This window comes from Aquibacillus koreensis, assembly GCF_025154055.1.
In the GTDB taxonomy this organism is placed as follows: Bacteria; Bacillota; Bacilli; order Bacillales; family Amphibacillaceae; genus Aquibacillus_C; species Aquibacillus_C koreensis.
The window spans coordinates 1-17,496 of sequence record NZ_JAOALK010000017.1; the positions used below are offsets into that span (position 1 = coordinate 1).

The 17,496-nt window shown below is 40.3% G+C and carries 18 protein-coding genes; 17 read left to right on the forward strand and 1 reads right to left on the reverse strand.

The features are described from left to right. The first annotated feature begins 287 nt into the window (after positions 1–287). Together upp and wecB are read left to right on the forward strand one after the other, a co-directional pair. On the forward strand, positions 288–935 hold the full coding sequence (upp, locus tag NYQ66_RS04760) for a uracil phosphoribosyltransferase (protein ID WP_259867419.1): 648 nt from the start codon (positions 288–290) through the stop codon (positions 933–935). Between the two features lie 24 nt (positions 936–959). Next, positions 960–2,099 carry a non-hydrolyzing UDP-N-acetylglucosamine 2-epimerase gene (gene wecB, locus NYQ66_RS04765; RefSeq protein WP_259867421.1) on the forward strand — a complete coding sequence of 380 codons (1,140 nt, stop codon included), beginning with the start codon at positions 960–962 and terminating at the stop codon, positions 2,097–2,099. 173 nt (positions 2,100–2,272) lie between these two features. Here wecB and NYQ66_RS04770 read toward each other — a convergent pair whose 3' ends face one another. Continuing rightward, positions 2,273–3,223: a nuclease-related domain-containing protein gene (locus tag NYQ66_RS04770; RefSeq protein ID WP_259867423.1), complete on the reverse strand. Its 951-nt coding sequence runs from the start codon at positions 3,221–3,223 to the stop codon at positions 2,273–2,275. Positions 3,224–3,458: 235 nt separating this feature from the next. Here NYQ66_RS04770 and NYQ66_RS04775 point away from each other — a divergent pair, with 235 nt between their 5' ends. The 15 genes from NYQ66_RS04775 to murA all read left to right on the forward strand — a co-directional run bounded on the left by NYQ66_RS04775 (position 3,459) and on the right by murA (position 16,982). Further along, a complete protein-coding gene (locus tag NYQ66_RS04775; protein WP_272479928.1) occupies positions 3,459–5,660 on the forward strand; it encodes a S8 family serine peptidase in 2,202 nt (733 codons plus the stop codon). Between the two features lie 307 nt (positions 5,661–5,967). Further along, complete coding sequence (locus tag NYQ66_RS04780) at positions 5,968–6,186, forward strand: AtpZ/AtpI family protein (RefSeq protein WP_407652046.1); 219 nt, start codon at positions 5,968–5,970, stop codon at positions 6,184–6,186. Positions 6,187–6,192: 6 nt separating this feature from the next. Continuing rightward, complete coding sequence (locus tag NYQ66_RS04785; RefSeq protein WP_259867427.1) at positions 6,193–6,564, forward strand: ATP synthase subunit I; 372 nt, start codon at positions 6,193–6,195, stop codon at positions 6,562–6,564. A 24-nt stretch (positions 6,565–6,588) separates the two neighbouring features. Further along, positions 6,589–7,317, forward strand: coding sequence for a F0F1 ATP synthase subunit A (gene atpB, locus NYQ66_RS04790; protein WP_259867429.1), 729 nt, complete (start codon positions 6,589–6,591; stop codon positions 7,315–7,317). Positions 7,318–7,367: 50 nt separating this feature from the next. Beyond that, the gene (gene atpE / locus NYQ66_RS04795) at positions 7,368–7,580 is read left to right on the forward strand and encodes a F0F1 ATP synthase subunit C (RefSeq protein ID WP_153406533.1); all 213 of its coding nucleotides are present in this window, start codon (positions 7,368–7,370) and stop codon (positions 7,578–7,580) included. Between the two features lie 197 nt (positions 7,581–7,777). Beyond that, positions 7,778–8,302 carry a F0F1 ATP synthase subunit B gene (gene atpF / locus NYQ66_RS04800; RefSeq protein WP_259867434.1) on the forward strand — a complete coding sequence of 175 codons (525 nt, stop codon included), beginning with the start codon at positions 7,778–7,780 and terminating at the stop codon, positions 8,300–8,302. After that, a complete protein-coding gene (locus NYQ66_RS04805) occupies positions 8,299–8,841 on the forward strand; it encodes a F0F1 ATP synthase subunit delta (protein WP_259867436.1) in 543 nt (180 codons plus the stop codon). The genes atpF and NYQ66_RS04805 overlap by 4 nt, the downstream gene beginning before the upstream one ends. A 21-nt stretch (positions 8,842–8,862) precedes the next feature. Further along, positions 8,863–10,371, forward strand: a complete 1,509-nt coding sequence (gene atpA, locus NYQ66_RS04810; RefSeq protein ID WP_259867438.1) for a F0F1 ATP synthase subunit alpha — start codon at positions 8,863–8,865, stop codon at positions 10,369–10,371. Between the two features lie 47 nt (positions 10,372–10,418). Then, positions 10,419–11,285, forward strand: a complete 867-nt coding sequence (atpG, locus tag NYQ66_RS04815; RefSeq protein ID WP_259867440.1) for an ATP synthase F1 subunit gamma — start codon at positions 10,419–10,421, stop codon at positions 11,283–11,285. A 109-nt stretch (positions 11,286–11,394) separates the two neighbouring features. After that, positions 11,395–12,792 carry a F0F1 ATP synthase subunit beta gene (gene atpD / locus NYQ66_RS04820; protein WP_259867442.1) on the forward strand — a complete coding sequence of 466 codons (1,398 nt, stop codon included), beginning with the start codon at positions 11,395–11,397 and terminating at the stop codon, positions 12,790–12,792. A gap of 236 nt (positions 12,793–13,028) precedes the next feature. Beyond that, on the forward strand, positions 13,029–13,427 hold the full coding sequence (locus NYQ66_RS04825) for a F0F1 ATP synthase subunit epsilon (RefSeq protein ID WP_259867444.1): 399 nt from the start codon (positions 13,029–13,031) through the stop codon (positions 13,425–13,427). A gap of 294 nt (positions 13,428–13,721) precedes the next feature. Further along, positions 13,722–13,955 carry a DUF1146 family protein gene (locus NYQ66_RS04830; protein WP_407652047.1) on the forward strand — a complete coding sequence of 78 codons (234 nt, stop codon included), beginning with the start codon at positions 13,722–13,724 and terminating at the stop codon, positions 13,953–13,955. A 145-nt stretch (positions 13,956–14,100) separates the two neighbouring features. Further along, positions 14,101–14,541 (forward strand): hypothetical protein, encoded by a 441-nt coding sequence (locus NYQ66_RS04835; RefSeq protein WP_259867446.1) that lies wholly within the window; start codon positions 14,101–14,103, stop codon positions 14,539–14,541. A 373-nt stretch (positions 14,542–14,914) separates the two neighbouring features. After that, on the forward strand, positions 14,915–15,637 hold the full coding sequence (locus NYQ66_RS04840) for a YwmB family TATA-box binding protein (protein WP_259867448.1): 723 nt from the start codon (positions 14,915–14,917) through the stop codon (positions 15,635–15,637). Between the two features lie 34 nt (positions 15,638–15,671). Further along, entirely contained in the window at positions 15,672–16,982 is a 1,311-nt protein-coding gene (gene murA, locus NYQ66_RS04845; RefSeq protein ID WP_259867450.1) for a UDP-N-acetylglucosamine 1-carboxyvinyltransferase, read from the forward strand. The last annotated feature ends 514 nt before the right edge of the window (positions 16,983–17,496 follow it).

Genomic DNA, 17,496 nt, shown 5'->3' on the forward strand with positions numbered 1-17,496 from the left:
GGACAGCGAAGACGTTGAGACCCCACAGGGAGCGTTCTTTGTGACCGAGGAGGCTCAGCGCGAGCCCACGGAAAGCGAAGTGTATTTCCGGAACGATAAAGCAATGTTATCATTTCTAGCTACTTCGCTTTTTAGATCAACGAAGAACTAATTCAAACCTTGCTCAACCAAAAATCCATGCATGCAGTCACCGAAAAAGAACAATAATATGAACAATCGACAAAATTCTATTCTAACCCTTGAAAGCAAGCCCAATTTTGAGTACACTTTTAAGGATGTAAAAAAATATGAGGAGTGATCAGATCGTGAGTAATTTAATTGTACTGGATCATCCATTAATTCAACACAAATTAACTTACATAAGAAATAAGAACACAGGAACTAAAGAATTCCGTGAACTTGTTGATGAAGTTGCAGGACTTATGGCATTTGAAATCACTAGAGATTTACCATTAGAAGAAATCTCTGTTGAAACACCGGTTACAACTGCAAAAACGAAAACACTTAGTGGGAAAAAGATTGGGTTAATCCCCATCTTACGTGCAGGTTTAGGCATGGTAGACGGTATCCTACGTATGATCCCAGCTGCGAAAGTTGGACATGTTGGACTATATCGTGACCCACAAACACTAAAACCAGTGGAGTATTATATTAAACTTCCATCTGACATCGAAGAGCGTGAACTAATTGTAATCGATCCGATGCTAGCAACAGGTGGTTCAGCAAATGACGCCATCCATTCATTAAAAAAACGCGGCGCAACAAACATTAAATTAATGTGCCTTGTAGGTGCTCCTGAAGGGGTAAAAGTCATTCAAGATGAACACCCAGATGTTGATATCTATCTTGCTGCACTAGACGAATGCTTAAACGACCATGGCTATATCGTACCTGGCCTTGGTGATGCTGGTGACCGTTTGTTTGGAACGAAATAAATATATTATGTTGGAGTTGGTTTAATGGGTAAGCCGATTAAAGTCATGACCATTTTTGGTACAAGACCCGAAGCAATTAAGATGGCACCTTTAGTCTTAGAACTAAAAAAAAGACCAGAACAATTTGAAACAATTGTGACCGTGACCGCTCAACATAGAGAAATGCTAGACCAAGTACTTGATATCTTTGGCATTACGCCTGACCATGACCTAAACATCATGAAAGCAAGACAAACATTAGCGCAAATAACAACGAGAGCCTTAGAAGGTCTTGATCAAGTCATGCAAGAAACGAAACCAGATATCGTCTTGGTCCATGGTGATACGACGACAACCTTTGCGGCGTCCCTCGCCGCTTACTATAATCAAATTGCAGTAGGGCACGTAGAAGCAGGTCTTCGTACGTGGAATAAGTATTCGCCATATCCAGAAGAAATGAATCGTCAGCTCACCGGTGTGATGGCGGATCTTCACTTTGCGCCAACCGAACAGTCGAAGCAAAATTTATTAAATGAAAATAAAGCCTCTGACAAGATCTTTGTAACTGGAAATACGGCAATTGACGCACTAAAAACAACAGTCGATGATAGCTATCAAAGTGACGTATTAAAAGGCTTAGGTGACAAACGCCTTGTCTTAATGACTGCACACCGCAGAGAAAACCTTGGTAAAAACATGACCCAAATGTTCCGCGCGATCAAACGTTTAGTAGAGGAACATGATGATGTCCAAGTTATTTACCCCGTTCACTTAAACCCTGTTGTCCAAGAGACTGCGAATGAAATTCTTGGAAATGACGATCGAGTGCAGTTAATCGAGCCACTTGGTGTAGTGGATTTCCATAACTTCGCAAGTCGAGCACACCTGATTTTAACAGACTCTGGTGGCGTCCAAGAAGAAGCGCCATCGCTAGGTGTTCCAGTCCTTGTCTTGCGCGATACAACAGAACGTCCTGAAGGTATTGCAGCAGGAACGCTAAAATTAGCAGGAACAGATGAAGATACCATTTTCAACCTGGCAAACGAACTATTATCAGACCCAGAAGCACACAAAAAAATGGCGCAAGCATCCAACCCTTACGGAGATGGACAAGCATCAGCAAGAATCGCAGACGCAATCCGCTATTTCTTTAAGCAAATTGATGAAAAGCCATCTGAATTTTAAAAAAACTGCCGAGAAGCTCGGCAGTTTTTTTCTCTTCTGGATGGAATGACCACTAATTCAGTGACTGCGACACCGAATTCAGTAACTTTTCCGGCTAATTCAGTGAACCCGACACGCAATTCAGTATCTTCCACCGCTAATTCAGTGAACCCGACACCGAATTCAGTATCTACTCATTCCGCTATCCGATACACCCGACTTTTTGTCTCACCTTCTGCACGGAGTCCCATTGATCGCAGCATCAACTGTGCGATATTAGCTGATTTAAGGTGCAAAAAGTCACGACATTGCTTATTAGAGATTGTTGGTTGAATCAATAACAAATAATCACGAATTGCTTTCACATGTGCATCTTTTGAAAAGCTAGAACAGGAAGGGCATAACCATTTTCCGTACACTCGTTTCATCGGGAGGGATTTACAGTTGGGGCAATGCACACCGGTTAATAGATCCTTTACTTTAATCTCATATTTTTCTAGCAGATTTAGATCGACCGGTGTATGGAACCTCTCAATTAATGCAGATATCTCGCCAACATTCAAATAGGTTTGATCATATTTGTCTTGCAATTGTATGATTGCACCAACTATATTTTCAGCATGCATAACCTGACTAAATATCTGACTTTGATTTGCTGCATTCGTTTTGAGAATGGTGGATGGATGACTAATAGAAACTAGTGTCTCAATTGGTGGGTGGCCAAAGCCGTTAATGAAGAGCCATTTTTGCAGCTGTTCCTTGTGAAAGCTCACTTGGGTGATCGGATTACGGTAACCCTCCTCGACATCATTAGCGAGACGAATCATTTGATTGAATTCCGTATCGAAAAACAATGTGCCGAACATATTTTTTGATTCAACAATAATAATTAATTTCGGTGAAAGAATAAGACCATCCATTTGAAACGGAATACCGTCCTGGAACAACCGAGCGCCGGCTAAAACAACAAAGCCGTCTTGAGGTAACCTTTTTAACTGTCTTGCTAACTCTTTTTCTCCTCTCAATCCAGCAACAATCTTCATATAATCATCTTTTAGTTTGATATAACTAGTATGACTAGAGGACAGGCGTTGCAATAAAGCATCCATTTTACTAATTTGTTCAGCAGTTTCTTCTATACTCATTCCACAAACCTCCTTTTTGATATAATAGCTTCTAGTTAATTCAGTGACAAATTGCGATAATGCAGTGAACCCGACACCGAATTCAGTGAAAATCACGTTTTATTCAGTGAAAACGACACATTTATCAGTAACACCACCCCCGAATTCAGTAACTTCACCACCCCACCACAAAAAAACTGCATACACCCACCCAAAACCGCACAACCTAAGACTTAAAAAAGGGGAAATGCTACTTATGAAGCTTGCATCACACATACTAATTATCGCGACAATACTTATTTCTTCTATATATATACCGCTGCAACAAAAACCAACACAAACGCATGCTGAGCAAGAAGAGCATTCAATCATCATCGAAGTAGAAGGTAATCCGCACGAACATGAACAATACATTAAAGATTACCACCCATTTGTAGAAGTGGTCCAAGTGTACGATACGATTTTTCACGGCCTTGCACTAAGAGGTACAGTAGACAAGCTCCAACGCATGGGCTCCTTGCATTTTGTGAAAAAATCATATCCGGTCCGCACTTATCAGACAAACATAAGCAAAAGTGAGCTCCAAATTAACCGCAGTGTGCCATTCTTGCAAGAAGAAAACCCATCTACGTACACGGGTGAAGGGGTAAAGGTTGGTGTGATTGATACAGGTGTCGACTATAGTCATCCAGACCTCCAAAGAAACTTCAAAGGTGGATACGATCTCGTCGACTTGGACGATAATCCAATGGAAACATTACCGGAACAAGGTGTGCCAACTTTGCATGGGACACATGTGGCGGGAATTATTGCTGCCAATGGAAATATGAAGGGAGTAGCCCCTGAAGCGGAGCTATATGGCTACCGAGCACTAGGACCGGGTGGGAGAGGAACCTCAGTCCAAGTAATCGCTGCAATCGAAAAGGCGGTAAAAGACGGAATGGATATTATCAACATGTCGCTTGGGAACACAGTAAATGGTCCGGACTGGCCGACGAGTATTGCGGTGAATCACGCGGTTGACCGAGGTGTATCCGTTGTGATCGCGAATGGGAATGCCGGGCCAAACAATTGGACTGTTGGCTCACCAGCTACATCACCAAAAGCATTATCTGTTGGTGCATCTACACCGCCGCTTAGCATTCCGGTACTACAAGATCGTTTTAACAAAAAGCAAATCCAACTTCAACCACTCATGGGCGCGAAGCAATGGGACCTTCAAAAAGATTACAAACTTGTTGATGGCGGAATAGGTGAAGAAACAATTCAGAATGCAAAAAACAAAATCGTACTGATGCAACGAGGGAAAATTCCGTTTTCAGAGAAAGCAAGACAAGCGGAGTTAGCAGGTGCTCGCGCTGCGATTATTTATAATAATGAAGAAGGTCCTTTTGCAGGTTCTGTTGCAGATGGCCCTGGAGATGTTCAAATCCCGGTTGCAGCCGTTTCGAAGGCAGATGGCGAATGGCTCCTGCAACAAATAAATCAACAGGATTACTGGATTGATACAGCATACAGACAATCCCAAGATGAAATTACAGATTTTAGTTCCCGAGGTCCTGTAACCGCAAATTGGCATATCAAACCTGAGATCGTTGCACCAGGTGCAGCAATTAATAGTACAGTCCCTGGAGGCTATATGGAACTTCAAGGAACGAGCATGGCATCGCCCCATGTCGCGGGTGGACTAGCGCTCGTGAAACAAGCGCATCCGGATTGGAGTCCGGAAAAGTTAAAAGGTGCTTTGCTAACATCCGCCCTCCCATTAAAAAAAGCTGATAACTTATATGACCCTATTGATCAAGGCATGGGGAGAATGCGGCCCCAGCATGCAATCGAAACTGGTACAATTATTTACAATCCGATGCTTGCATTCGGTAAAATAGACAAGCTTAAAGATTCTCGATCGGTGAAGGTGAAAATCGAAAATGTATCAAAAGAAACAAAAACGTATTATTTTGAATTACCAAAAGACCCGCATGGCATAAGTTGGCAACTTCCCTCGTCATTCACACTAAAACCTGGCGAAAAGAAAACAGTCCCGATTCAGTTATCCGTTGTGAGTGCGATGATGGATGAAGGATTACATCAAGGTTGGGTTGCGTTAAAGGAAAAAGAGAAGACCTATCAACTTCCCTATCTATTTGTAAACAAGGAAGCAGACTACCCTAAAGCAATGGGACTTGAATTTGCATTAAAAACATTTTCGGATGACGCGTATGAATATCGTATCTATTTACCAGAAGAAGCAGCATCCGTCACTGTTGATTTGTATGACCCACAGTCACTAACGTTCAAAGAGACACTTCTATTTATAGAAGATACAGAAGCTGGGGTGATAGAAGGGACGATGCAAAAAAGAGAGGTAGCAGAAAGAGGCGAGTTTATAGCCAATATCACCGTAGAGACAAAGGACCGGAAAACATACAGTTATCAAGAAGCCTTATTCATTGAATAAGGCTCCTTCTTTTAAAAAGTATTTTTTTATAAAAATTCAAGAAATGTTCACAAAATTGTAAGTTTCAGTAGCAGACCTATTCCTTTATAATAGATGGTACACGATCGCACTCATGCTTTATATCATAAGGGTAAAACCAATCAAAACGAATAAACATGAGAATATTATCCAATTCACAAAATGTACACTAAATCAATTGACAATAGATTACCCCTATTGTATGCTAATTTAGTGTGGATGATAGGGTTTACATAGGTGTGATTTATGTCACTGCGAGTAACGCTCGGTTATGATAGGAGCTGTTATGGTGAACGGTAAATCGAATAGTCCTTTTAAAGGAATGGCGCTAACGAGTAGTGTTTTAGCGCAACTAGTTGGAGGTCCTCTTGTTGGGATATACATAGGCACTTGGTTAGATGACCGATTATCTACAGATCCACTTTTTCTAATACTTGCCCTGATCTTAGGACTAGCAGCAGGTATTTATGGAACCATTCATTTAGTACGAAAATATACGGGAGACTGAATAAATATGCAGCAGTATAAGAAAATGATAACCCGTCAACGTAAATGGATGTTCTATCTTCTTGCAATTTTTGTGCTAGGGGCTGGCTTTACAGAGTATCTTAGCATTTTCCTCGGACTCCTCCTAGGGACTGTATTGAGCTTTTACAATCTATGGTTGATGCAAAGAAAGATCAATCAGTTTGGACAAGCACTAGCTGAAAATACAAGTTCGCCTAAAGGGATTGGATCATTTTCGCGATTAGCGACAGCCGGGCTTGCCGTAATAATCGCCCTTCGGTTTGAGGAATATTTCCATTTGACGGCTGTGATTATTGGATTAATGACAACTTATGTTGTTATTATGATAGATTTTGCACTTTTTAGATCAAGAGACTAGCTTAAAGAAGAGAGGTGAAGCAAATTGGATCATAAGGCACCGATAATTGAGCTTTTCGGTATTCCTTGGCTTACAGCTAATCTTTCCACTATTTTGATGACGCTCATATCAACCATCGTCGTTTTTGTCTTTTGCGTAATGGCAAGTCGAAAACTACAAATGAAGCCCACAGGGTTGCAGAACTTTATGGAATGGGTGGTTGACTTTGTCAAAGGCATCATAGGAGATACAATGGATTGGAAAACAGGGAAAGTGTTTTTACCATTAGGACTTACACTGCTTGTTTACATTTTTGTAAGTAACATCCTTGGTGTTATGGTGATGGTTACAGTAGGTGAGGAGCATTATTTATGGTGGAAATCACCGACATCAGATCCTTCAGTAACATTAACACTATCAGCAATGATTATTATCTTGACACACTTCTATGGTGTAAAGATAAAAGGTACAAAAGGCTATTTGAAAACTTATATCGAGCCGGTACCATTTCTACTCCCACTTAAAATTATTGAAGAGTTTGCCAACACTTTAACATTAGGTCTACGTCTCTTTGGTAATATTTTTGCTGGTGAGATACTTTTAGGTCTTATCACGAAGATGGCCATTGCGTTTGGAGCATTTTCATTCATTGGTGCAATACTGCCGATGATCGCATGGCAAGGATTTAGTTTATTTATTGGAGGAATCCAAGCATTTATTTTCGTTATGTTAACAATGGTTTATATGTCTCACAAAGTGAGTTCCGACCATTAAAATAATTTTTTAAAAACAATGTTTTATATCTTAAAGGAGGACTTTATATTATGGGAGCTTTAGCAGCTGCAATCGCAATTGGACTAGCCGCACTAGGTGCAGGTTTAGGTAACGGTATGATCGTAAGTAGAACAGTAGAGGGTATCGCACGTCAACCAGAACTACGTGGTGCACTTCAAACAACAATGTTTATCGGGGTAGCACTAGTAGAGGCGATTCCTATTTTCGCCGTAGTTATTGCATTTATGGTAATGGGTCAATAATAATTATATTATTTAAAGTGGCGAAGTTCGTCTAAGACAACCTTCGCCATTCCTTTATACACAGTATCAAGGATCAAAGAAACATCGGCAACATGCAAATAGCTAATGCCGAGGTTTTCTAATGCCTGCTATGCAGGTTTTACTTATGAAACAAAGTGAACTGAAATAGATAGAATCGCCCGAAAGGAGTGAATACTTTGCAATTATACGCTAACTCACTAGTAGTTGGGGCTGTAGGTGGCCTTCACCCTGTTGATATGGCATTTGCGCTTGTTAGTTTCCTCATCCTATTGGCTCTATTGAAAAAATACGCATGGGGTCCATTAATGAACAAAATGGAAGAGCGTGAAAACCACATTGCCAACGAGATTGATATTGCGGAGAAAAACCGTACAGAAGCAGAAAAATCTGCGCGTGATGCAGCAGAGCAGTTGAAAAACACGCGTCAAGAAGCACAAGCAATTATCGAAGACGCGAAAAAAGCTGCTACAGAACAAGAACAACAGATCCTTGAAGCTGCTCGTCAAGCGGCAGAGCGCTTAAAGAAATCTGCACAAGAAGATATCGAGAACGAAAAAGAAAAAGCAATCCAAGCTCTTCAAGAACAAGTTGCTTCTCTATCTGTTCAAATTGCTAGCAAAGTAATTGAAAAAGAAATTAATGCACAGGATCAAGAAAAATTGATTGCCGAGTACATTAAAGAGGTAGGAGAAGACCGATGAGTAAAGCTAATGTCGCCAAACGCTATGCAGAAGCTCTTTTTCAACTCGGTCAAGAGAAGTCAAAGTTAGATGCAATGGAACCAGAACTTCTTATTGTGAAGGAAGTTTTTGAAAATAACAAAGAATTTAATGCATTCTTGCAGCATCCAAGAGTAAGTAACGAGAAAAAGAAACAACTCATTAAAGAAGCATTCCAAGGTTTCTCTGCTGATGTTGTGAATACACTAAATCTTTTGGTGGATCGACATAGTGAATATGCTGTTACATCCATCATTGATCATTTTGTTTCGTTAGTACAGGGTGCTAAAGGAATAGCGGAAGCGTACGTTTATTCTGTTCGAGAGCTTACAGAGGATGAGAAGAAACAACTTTCTACTACATTCGCCAAAAAGCTGAACAAGCATGAACTTATAATTGTAAATATTGTAGACCCAACGATTCTTGGTGGTGTAAAAATCAAGATTGGTAACACAATCTACGATGGATCAATTAAAGGTAAGTTGGATCGCTTAGAACGGAAAATCGTAACTGCAAATTAAGGATGATAGGGGTGAAATGGCATGAGCATAAAAGCTGAAGAAATCAGTACGCTGATTAAACAGCAAATTGAAAATTATGAGTCTGACATTGAAGTCAATGATGTTGGTACAGTTATCGAAATTGGTGACGGTATCGCGCGTGCTCATGGACTTGATAATGTAATGTCAGGTGAGTTAGTTGAATTTTCAAATGGTGTTATGGGATTGGCACAGAACTTAGAAGAAAGCAATGTCGGTATCGTAATCCTTGGAGACTATACAGAAATTCGTGAAGGCGATGAAGTTCGTCGTACGGGTCGTATCATGGAAGTGCCAGTTGGGGAGGAATTACTTGGACGTGTCGTAAACCCTCTTGGACAGCCTATCGATGGAAAAGGCCCAATTGAAACAAGCAAAACGCGTCCAATTGAATCACCAGCTCCTGGTGTTATGGATCGTAAATCCGTTCACGAGCCACTTCAAACAGGTATTAAAGCGATTGATGCGCTTGTACCAATTGGTAGAGGACAACGTGAGCTTATCATTGGTGACCGTCAAACAGGTAAAACAACGGTTGCTGTAGATACAATCTTGAACCAAGCAGATCAAGATATCATCTGTATCTACGTTGCGATCGGTCAAAAAGACTCAACAGTACGTGGAACAGTAGAAACATTCCGTCGTTATGGTGCATTAGATTATACAATCGTTGTATCCGCGGGTGCATCTGAACCAGCGCCACTTCAATACCTAGCACCTTATGCTGGTGTATCAATGGGTGAAGAGTTCATGTACAACGGCAAACACGTATTAGTTGTATATGATGACTTATCAAAACAAGCGAACGCATATCGTGAGCTTTCCTTACTATTAAAACGCCCACCTGGTCGTGAAGCATTCCCAGGGGACGTATTCTACTTGCACTCCCGTTTACTCGAGCGTGCTGCAAAACTTAGTGATGCAAAAGGTGGAGGTTCATTAACAGCACTTCCATTCGTTGAAACACAAGCTGGTGACATCTCAGCTTACATTCCAACAAACGTAATTTCCATCACAGATGGACAAATTTTCTTACAGTCTGACCTATTCTTCTCAGGTGTTCGTCCTGCGATTAACCCAGGTCTTTCCGTATCACGTGTTGGTGGTTCCGCACAAATCAAAGCGATGAAAAAAGTTGCAGGTACATTACGTCTAGATCTAGCATCTTACCGTGAACTAGAGTCATTTGCTCAGTTCGGTTCTGACCTTGATAAAGCAACACAAGCGAAACTAAACCGTGGTGCACGTACGGTTGAAGTATTAAAACAGGGCTTACATAAGCCGCTTGTTGTTGAAAAACAAGTTATGATTATCTATGCACTCGTTAACGGATACTTAGATGACATTCCTGTTGAAGATATTACACGCTTTGAGTCTGAATTCCATGCATGGTTGGATAAAAATAAAGCTGATTTATTGAAATCAATCCGTGAAACTGGAAACCTTGGCGAAGCGGCTGACATGAACGGTGCGGTAGAAACATTCAAGAAGCAATTTGTTGTTTCTGAATAAGAAAATAGTTCTACCACAATCCTCCTGAAGAAAGGACGGTGAAATACGTGGCATCTTTAAGAGATATTAAAACGAGAATTAACTCAACTCAAAAAACGAAACAGATTACAAAAGCGATGCAAATGGTATCTGCTTCAAAAATGAGTAAAGCTGAATTGAACGCAAAAGCGTTTGTTCCATATAGTGAAAAAATTCAAGAAGTCGTAACACATATTGCGAACAGTGGAGAAGACGCAGAACATCCAATGTTAAAAGCAAGAGAAGTAAAGAAGACAGCTTATTTCGTCATCACTTCGGACCGTGGATTAGCGGGTGCTTTTAACTCAAGCATTTTACGTGCTGTGTATCGTACGATTAACGAAAATCATACATCTCCAGATGAATATGTTGTGATTGCAGTCGGAAGAATCGGTCGTGATTTCTGCAAGAAACGTGGAATCCCGGTAATTAATGAAATTATTGGTGTATCCGATCAACCGAATTTTGCAGACATTAAAGACCTTACTTCTGAAACGGTTCAATTATATATTGATGAGGAAATTGATGAACTTGTTATTTTCTACAATCATTATGTAAGTGCAATTTCACAAGAAGTAACGAAGAAAAAGCTATTACCACTTACTGATTTAACGGACAATTCTACAACAAATGCGACAAGCATGTATGAATTTGAACCAAATCAGCAGGAGATTCTAAATGTACTATTGCCACAGTATGCTGAAAGTCTAATCTATGGTGCTTTACTAGATAGTAAAGCTAGTGAACATGCTTCTCGTATGACGGCAATGCAAAGTGCAACAGATAATGCAAATGAATTAATTGACGATTTATCGTTGCAATATAACAGGGCACGTCAAGCTGCGATTACGCAAGAAATCACCGAAATCGTTGGTGGAGCAGCTGCCCAAGAGTAATACAAAAAAGTGAAGGCACTTAGTGCTGAAACGAAACTATATAACTACTCTCTTCAAAATAAACGAACGAAATTTTTTGGAGATTTACAGTAAGTTAGGAGGGAAATCGATGAGCAAAGGACGCGTTACGCAAATCATGGGACCTGTCGTGGACGTTAAGTTCGATGGCGGTCAGCTTCCTGAAGTATATAACGCATTAATAGTCCAGTCTCAAGGTGATGGTGATACGCTAACTTTAGAAGTAGCCCTTCACTTAGGAGACGATAGTGTCCGTACAATCGCGATGTCATCTACTGAAGGTGTACAACGTGGTGCGGAAGTAGTAAACACAGGTGCTCCAATCTCAGTTCCTGTAGGTGAAGCTACACTAGGACGTGTATTTAACGTATTAGGTGAAAAAATCGACCTTGACGAAGAACTGACAAGTGACGTTCGTCGTGATCCAATTCACAGACAATCACCAAAATTTGAAGAACTAGCTACCGAAACGGAAATTCTTGAAACAGGAATTAAAGTTGTAGACTTGTTAGCACCTTACATCAAAGGTGGTAAAATTGGTCTATTTGGTGGAGCGGGTGTTGGTAAAACAGTTCTAATCCAAGAGCTTATTAACAACATTGCACAAGAGCACGGTGGTCTTTCTGTATTCGCCGGTGTAGGTGAACGTACTCGTGAAGGTAATGACCTTTACTACGAAATGAAAGACTCTGGCGTTATCGCGAAAACAGCGATGGTATTCGGTCAAATGAACGAACCACCTGGAGCGCGTATGCGCGTAGCACTAACAGGTCTTACAATGGCGGAATACTTCCGTGATGAACAAGGCCAAGACGTACTATTATTTATCGACAACATCTTCCGTTTCACACAAGCAGGTTCAGAGGTATCAGCCTTACTAGGCCGTATGCCATCTGCCGTTGGTTACCAACCAACACTTGCTACAGAAATGGGTCAATTACAAGAGCGTATTACATCAACGGATAAAGGTTCCGTAACATCGATTCAGGCTGTATATGTACCTGCCGATGACTATACTGACCCGGCTCCAGCGACTACATTCGCTCACTTAGATGCAACAACAAACTTGGATCGTAAACTTTCAGAGCAAGGTATCTACCCAGCCGTGGATCCACTTGCATCTACATCTCGTGCCCTTGACCCTGAAATCGTTGGGGAAGAGCACTACAATGTAGCGCGTGAAGTACAACAAACAATCCAGCGTTATAAAGAATTACAAGATATCATCGCAATCCTAGGTATGGACGAGTTATCTGATGAAGATAAATTAACAGTTTCTCGTGCACGTCGTATCCAGTTCTTCTTATCTCAGAACTTCCACGTAGCTGAACAGTTTACTGGACAACAAGGTTCATATGTTCCAGTTGCAGAAACTGTTAAAGGTTTCCGTGAAATTCTTGATGGTAAGTACGATGATCTTCCAGAAGATGCATTCCGCCTAGTAGGACGCATCGAAGAAGTAGTAGAAAAAGCAAAACAAATGGCATAATAGAAAGCGGAGCGGGCTCGATCAGGTGCGACCGCATAAGCAGAGCGTCGCATGTGGCCTGATCTTTGGTCACTGGAGACGAACTGCTTATGTCGCGAGCACCTAGCCCGTGTAGCTGGACTATGCCAGGAAGCTGAGAAGGTGTAACTATACTTAGTGTAATGTTATCCCACTTAGCTATCCAAAAAAAGCGAAGATTCTACAATCGCTTTATTCCAGCCCAAGGAGGGGTTCCATTGAAAACACTAACGGTGAGTGTTGTCACTCCTGATGGCCCTGTTCTGGAAGAATCATTTAGTATGGTTAGTTGTAAGGCAGAAAATGGTGAGCTCGGTATTTTACCTGGACACATTCCACTAGTGGCACCATTGTCCATTAGTGCAGTCCGTTTAAAAGGTGAAGGCGATACCGTAAATATAGCGATAAGTGGTGGTTTCTTAGAGGTTCGTCCTGATAAAGTAACCATACTAGCACAATCTGCAGAAAAACCTTCAGATATCGATGTAGAAAGAGCTCGCAAAGCGAAAGAACGCGCTGAAAGACGCCTGAAAGCTAAGCAAGATGATGTTGATTTCAGAAGGGCAGAGTTAGCACTTAGACGTGCATTAAACCGTCTAGATGTGGTTGATCAATAAAAAATAAGGCTTTAATCCATAATGGATTAAGGTCTTTTTTTGTTCTAAGGCATTATACCCAATCAAGGCGACTGTATAAGGATTCGACAAAGGATAGGGAGCAGATCTAGTTCAAATAAACCTATCCATAATAAAAACCGACATAAGCATGTACAATATGCTAATATTACCCGGGAAATTCGAATTATTACCAACAAAATATTTTATCGGTTAAGAACGTAGCTTTAATTGACAATTTGATGCGAACATGGCAAGGTTGTATTTGCTAACGAAAAAACGGAAGGAGTGACTTAAATGATGCAAATATTAGGACAAGATGCTTTGATAAGCATGTTGTCACATATTATCTTTATAATTATTACATGGTATGCGATCCAATCAGTTAACTTTGATGAATGGTTTAGAAAAATGAAAGTCTTCGAAGCGAGGATCCTTATTATTTTTATTACAATAGCAATAGGAACAACTGTCAGCAGATTTTTCTTGGAATTCCTATCGTGGTCACAACAACTGATTTATTTGTTTTGATTTTCCTTATTAATAGAACATTTACTAAATCGTTCAACTAAATCTTTTGATGATTGAATAAAGACATATTTTAGACAATATTATATGTTACGATTGTTATATAGTACATGTTATAATAGAAAAAATGATTAGCGGAGTGATGATGATGGAAGAAACATTGAAGCAAATACTCGGCGAACTACAAAAGGTAAATCAAAGAATGGACGGCCTTGATAAGCGAATGGATGGCTTTGATAACCGCTTTGAAACCATAGATAAACGCTTCGATACCATAGACAATCACTTTGAAACCATAGATAAACGCTTCGAAACCATAGACAATCGCTTTGAAACTATAGATAAACGTTTCGATACCGTAGACAAAGATATCAAGGAACTTAAAACTGGACAAGAAGAACTGAAGAACAGCATGATTAATCGAGTTGTTCCATATAAAGAAGAGGTTGCGAAACACATAAATGAAAGATTTGATGAACTGAAGGATTCATTAGAAGGCCAGCAACGGGTGATTGATACTTTATCTGCCAGATCTATTAAACATGAAAGTGAAATTAGACACATTAGAAGCATATTAAACAACCAATAGGAGCTGATCTAGCTCCTATTTATATTGGCAGATTAATAAACGGATCATTGTTAAATAATCGGTTTATTATCACAACCATTTTTATAGGCGAATGTGGTTTGATTTCTATTTCTTGAAAAAAGAAAGTTAGTCTGAAACATAACGAAAGCTACGTATCGTATTTTTGTAGCCCTTAGCACGTTTAAGTTGTTTTTCACGCTTAAGAAGTTCGCCTTAAGTGGCATTGTCTCTCACGTCCGTTTGGATAGGAGAGACATTTTTAAATAGTACGAGCAGTTTATGTCATACTTTGACGAAAAAAAATCTGTATATCCCCAATCCTTTCTGTTCAGACTGATACCTAACAGACATTTGTCCAAGGGAGAGGAATACGATGATAAAACCAAGGTTTATTTTTATTGTATTAGTGGTAATGATTCTAGTAATATCGCAAAAAACATTTACAAGTGCATCGTCCAATATGTTACATGAGGTTGATGAAATCGCAAATCTAGTAAAACAAGAAAATCTAGCAATTGGAGAATGGCAAGTGATTGTTAAAGAAAAACAAGCAATCGAGACATTCGATCAGAACATGGACTATATCCAGAATAAATTTCCTAATGCTACTTTTGTAACCAAACAAACGGAAAATGCGACTACATATGTATGGGACCACCATAAAACCGATCAAGTAACCGAAACATATACTATGGTGGTGGCAAACCATGATAGCCCATCTTTCGACATAAGCTATAAGATCACGGGAAAGCGTTGGAATAATAAGATAAAACAACAAAACGCTAAAGATATGGAAACAATTACAAGGGAAATATTTACTGAAAATTTGACAAAATTCTCTTGTATCACGACACAATCAGGTGTTATTATGAAAGAAGTTTCACTGCTAGAAACATTAACAGAAAAATTACAAGTTCAAACGCTAGATTACTTACAAGAAGAAGATTTTGTAGTCCTATCTGGTTATACTCCACGCTGGCAAACTGTTTTACCTGCCTCGGACGCCTCCATGAACGTACAATTGGCATTTCGAGAAGGATTGGGCGGAAAAACAACCATTACAATAGGAACACCTATCATAACTACTGAATATTAATATTAGTGAAATTGGACGCAGAGGAGAATGAACCTTGGAAAAAATCATCGTCCGTGGTGGGAGGCAGTTAGAAGGCACAGTGAAAGTGGAAGGTGCTAAAAATGCCGTACTGCCTGTCATCGCAGCAAGTTTAATTGCAAGTGAAGGAAAAAGTGTTATTCACGAAGTTCCAGCCCTTGCTGATGTTTATACGATCAAAGAAGTTCTTAGTAATATGAGCGCTAATGTTCGCTACAATAATAATACAGTAACCGTTGATGCATCCAAACCACTTAAAACAGAGGCTCCGTTCGAATATGTAAGAAAGATGAGAGCATCCGTACTAGTTCTAGGTCCATTACTTGCACGCTATGGTCATGCAAAAGTTGCAATGCCAGGCGGATGTGCAATTGGATCCCGTCCTATTGACTTACACCTGAAAGGCTTTGAGGCAATGGGTGCAAAAGTTCATGTTGGAAACGGCTATGTTGAAGTGCATGCAGAAGGTCGACTAAAGGGCGCGAAAGTTTATTTGGATGTGCCTAGTGTCGGTGCGACAGAAAACATTATGATGGCAGCAGCATTAGCAGAAGGAAGAACAATTCTTGAAAACTGTGCAAAAGAACCTGAAATAGTAGATCTAGCAAATTTCTTAAATAAAATGGGTGCAAAAGTTATTGGTGCAGGTACAGAAACGATCAAGATTGATGGCGTTGAAAAACTGTACGGTGCAGAGCACACCATTATTCCAGACAGAATCGAAGCCGGAACATTTATGGTTGCATCCGCCATTACTGGTGGAAACGTATTAGTAAGAGGCGCAGAATTAGAGCACCTACGTTCCTTAGTTTCAAAAATGGAGGAAATGGGTGTAAAGATTACCGAAGAAGCGGATGGCTTACGTGTTATTGGTCCAAAAAAATTAAAAGCCACAGATTTAAAGACGCTTCCACATCCAGGATTCCCAACAGATATGCAATCACAAATGATGGCACTCATGCTTAATGCTGAAGGCACAAGTGTAATTACCGAAACAGTATTCGAAAACAGATTCATGCACGTAGAAGAATTCCGTCGTATGAATGCGAAGCTAAAAATTGAAGGCCGTAGTGTTATTGTCGAAGGACCTGTTACTTTACAAGGAGCAGAGGTTGCAGCAACTGACTTAAGAGCAGGGGCAGCGTTAATTTTGGCTGGATTAACCGCTGAAGGTTATACGCGAGTTACAGAATTAAAACACCTAGATCGTGGCTATGTAGATTTTGCTTCAAAATTAGCTACATTGGGTGCAGATATTGAACGTGTCAATGATGATGGAGAAGTCATACTTGACTCAAAAGATCACCAACAAACATCAGCATCGTAATTTTTATAAAAAAGATCGCCTACGGGCGGTCTTTTTTATTTGGTTTTTTGTAAGCATGGCTACACGACCGGATCTAAACTGCATGAAGAAGTCCGAAGTGGATGAACCTCGGACAAGAACAGGTCTAAACTGCATGAAGAAGTCCGAAGTGGATGCAACCTCGGACATGAGAAGATCTAAATTGAATGATGAAGTCCGAAGTGGAAGCACCCTCGGACAAGAACAGGTCTAAACTACATGATGAAGTCCGAAGTGGAAGCACCCTCGGACAAGAACAGATCTAAACTGAAGTCCGAAGTGGGTACAACCTCGGACAAGAACAGATCTAAACTGCATGATGAAGTCCGAAGTGGGTACAACCTCGGACAAGAACAGGTCTAAACTGCATGATGAAGTCCGAAGTGCCTGCAACCTCGGACAAGAACAGATCTAACCTGCATGATGAAGTCCGAAGTGGGTACAACCTCGGACAAGAACAGATCTAAACTGCATGATGAAGTCCGAAGTGGTCACA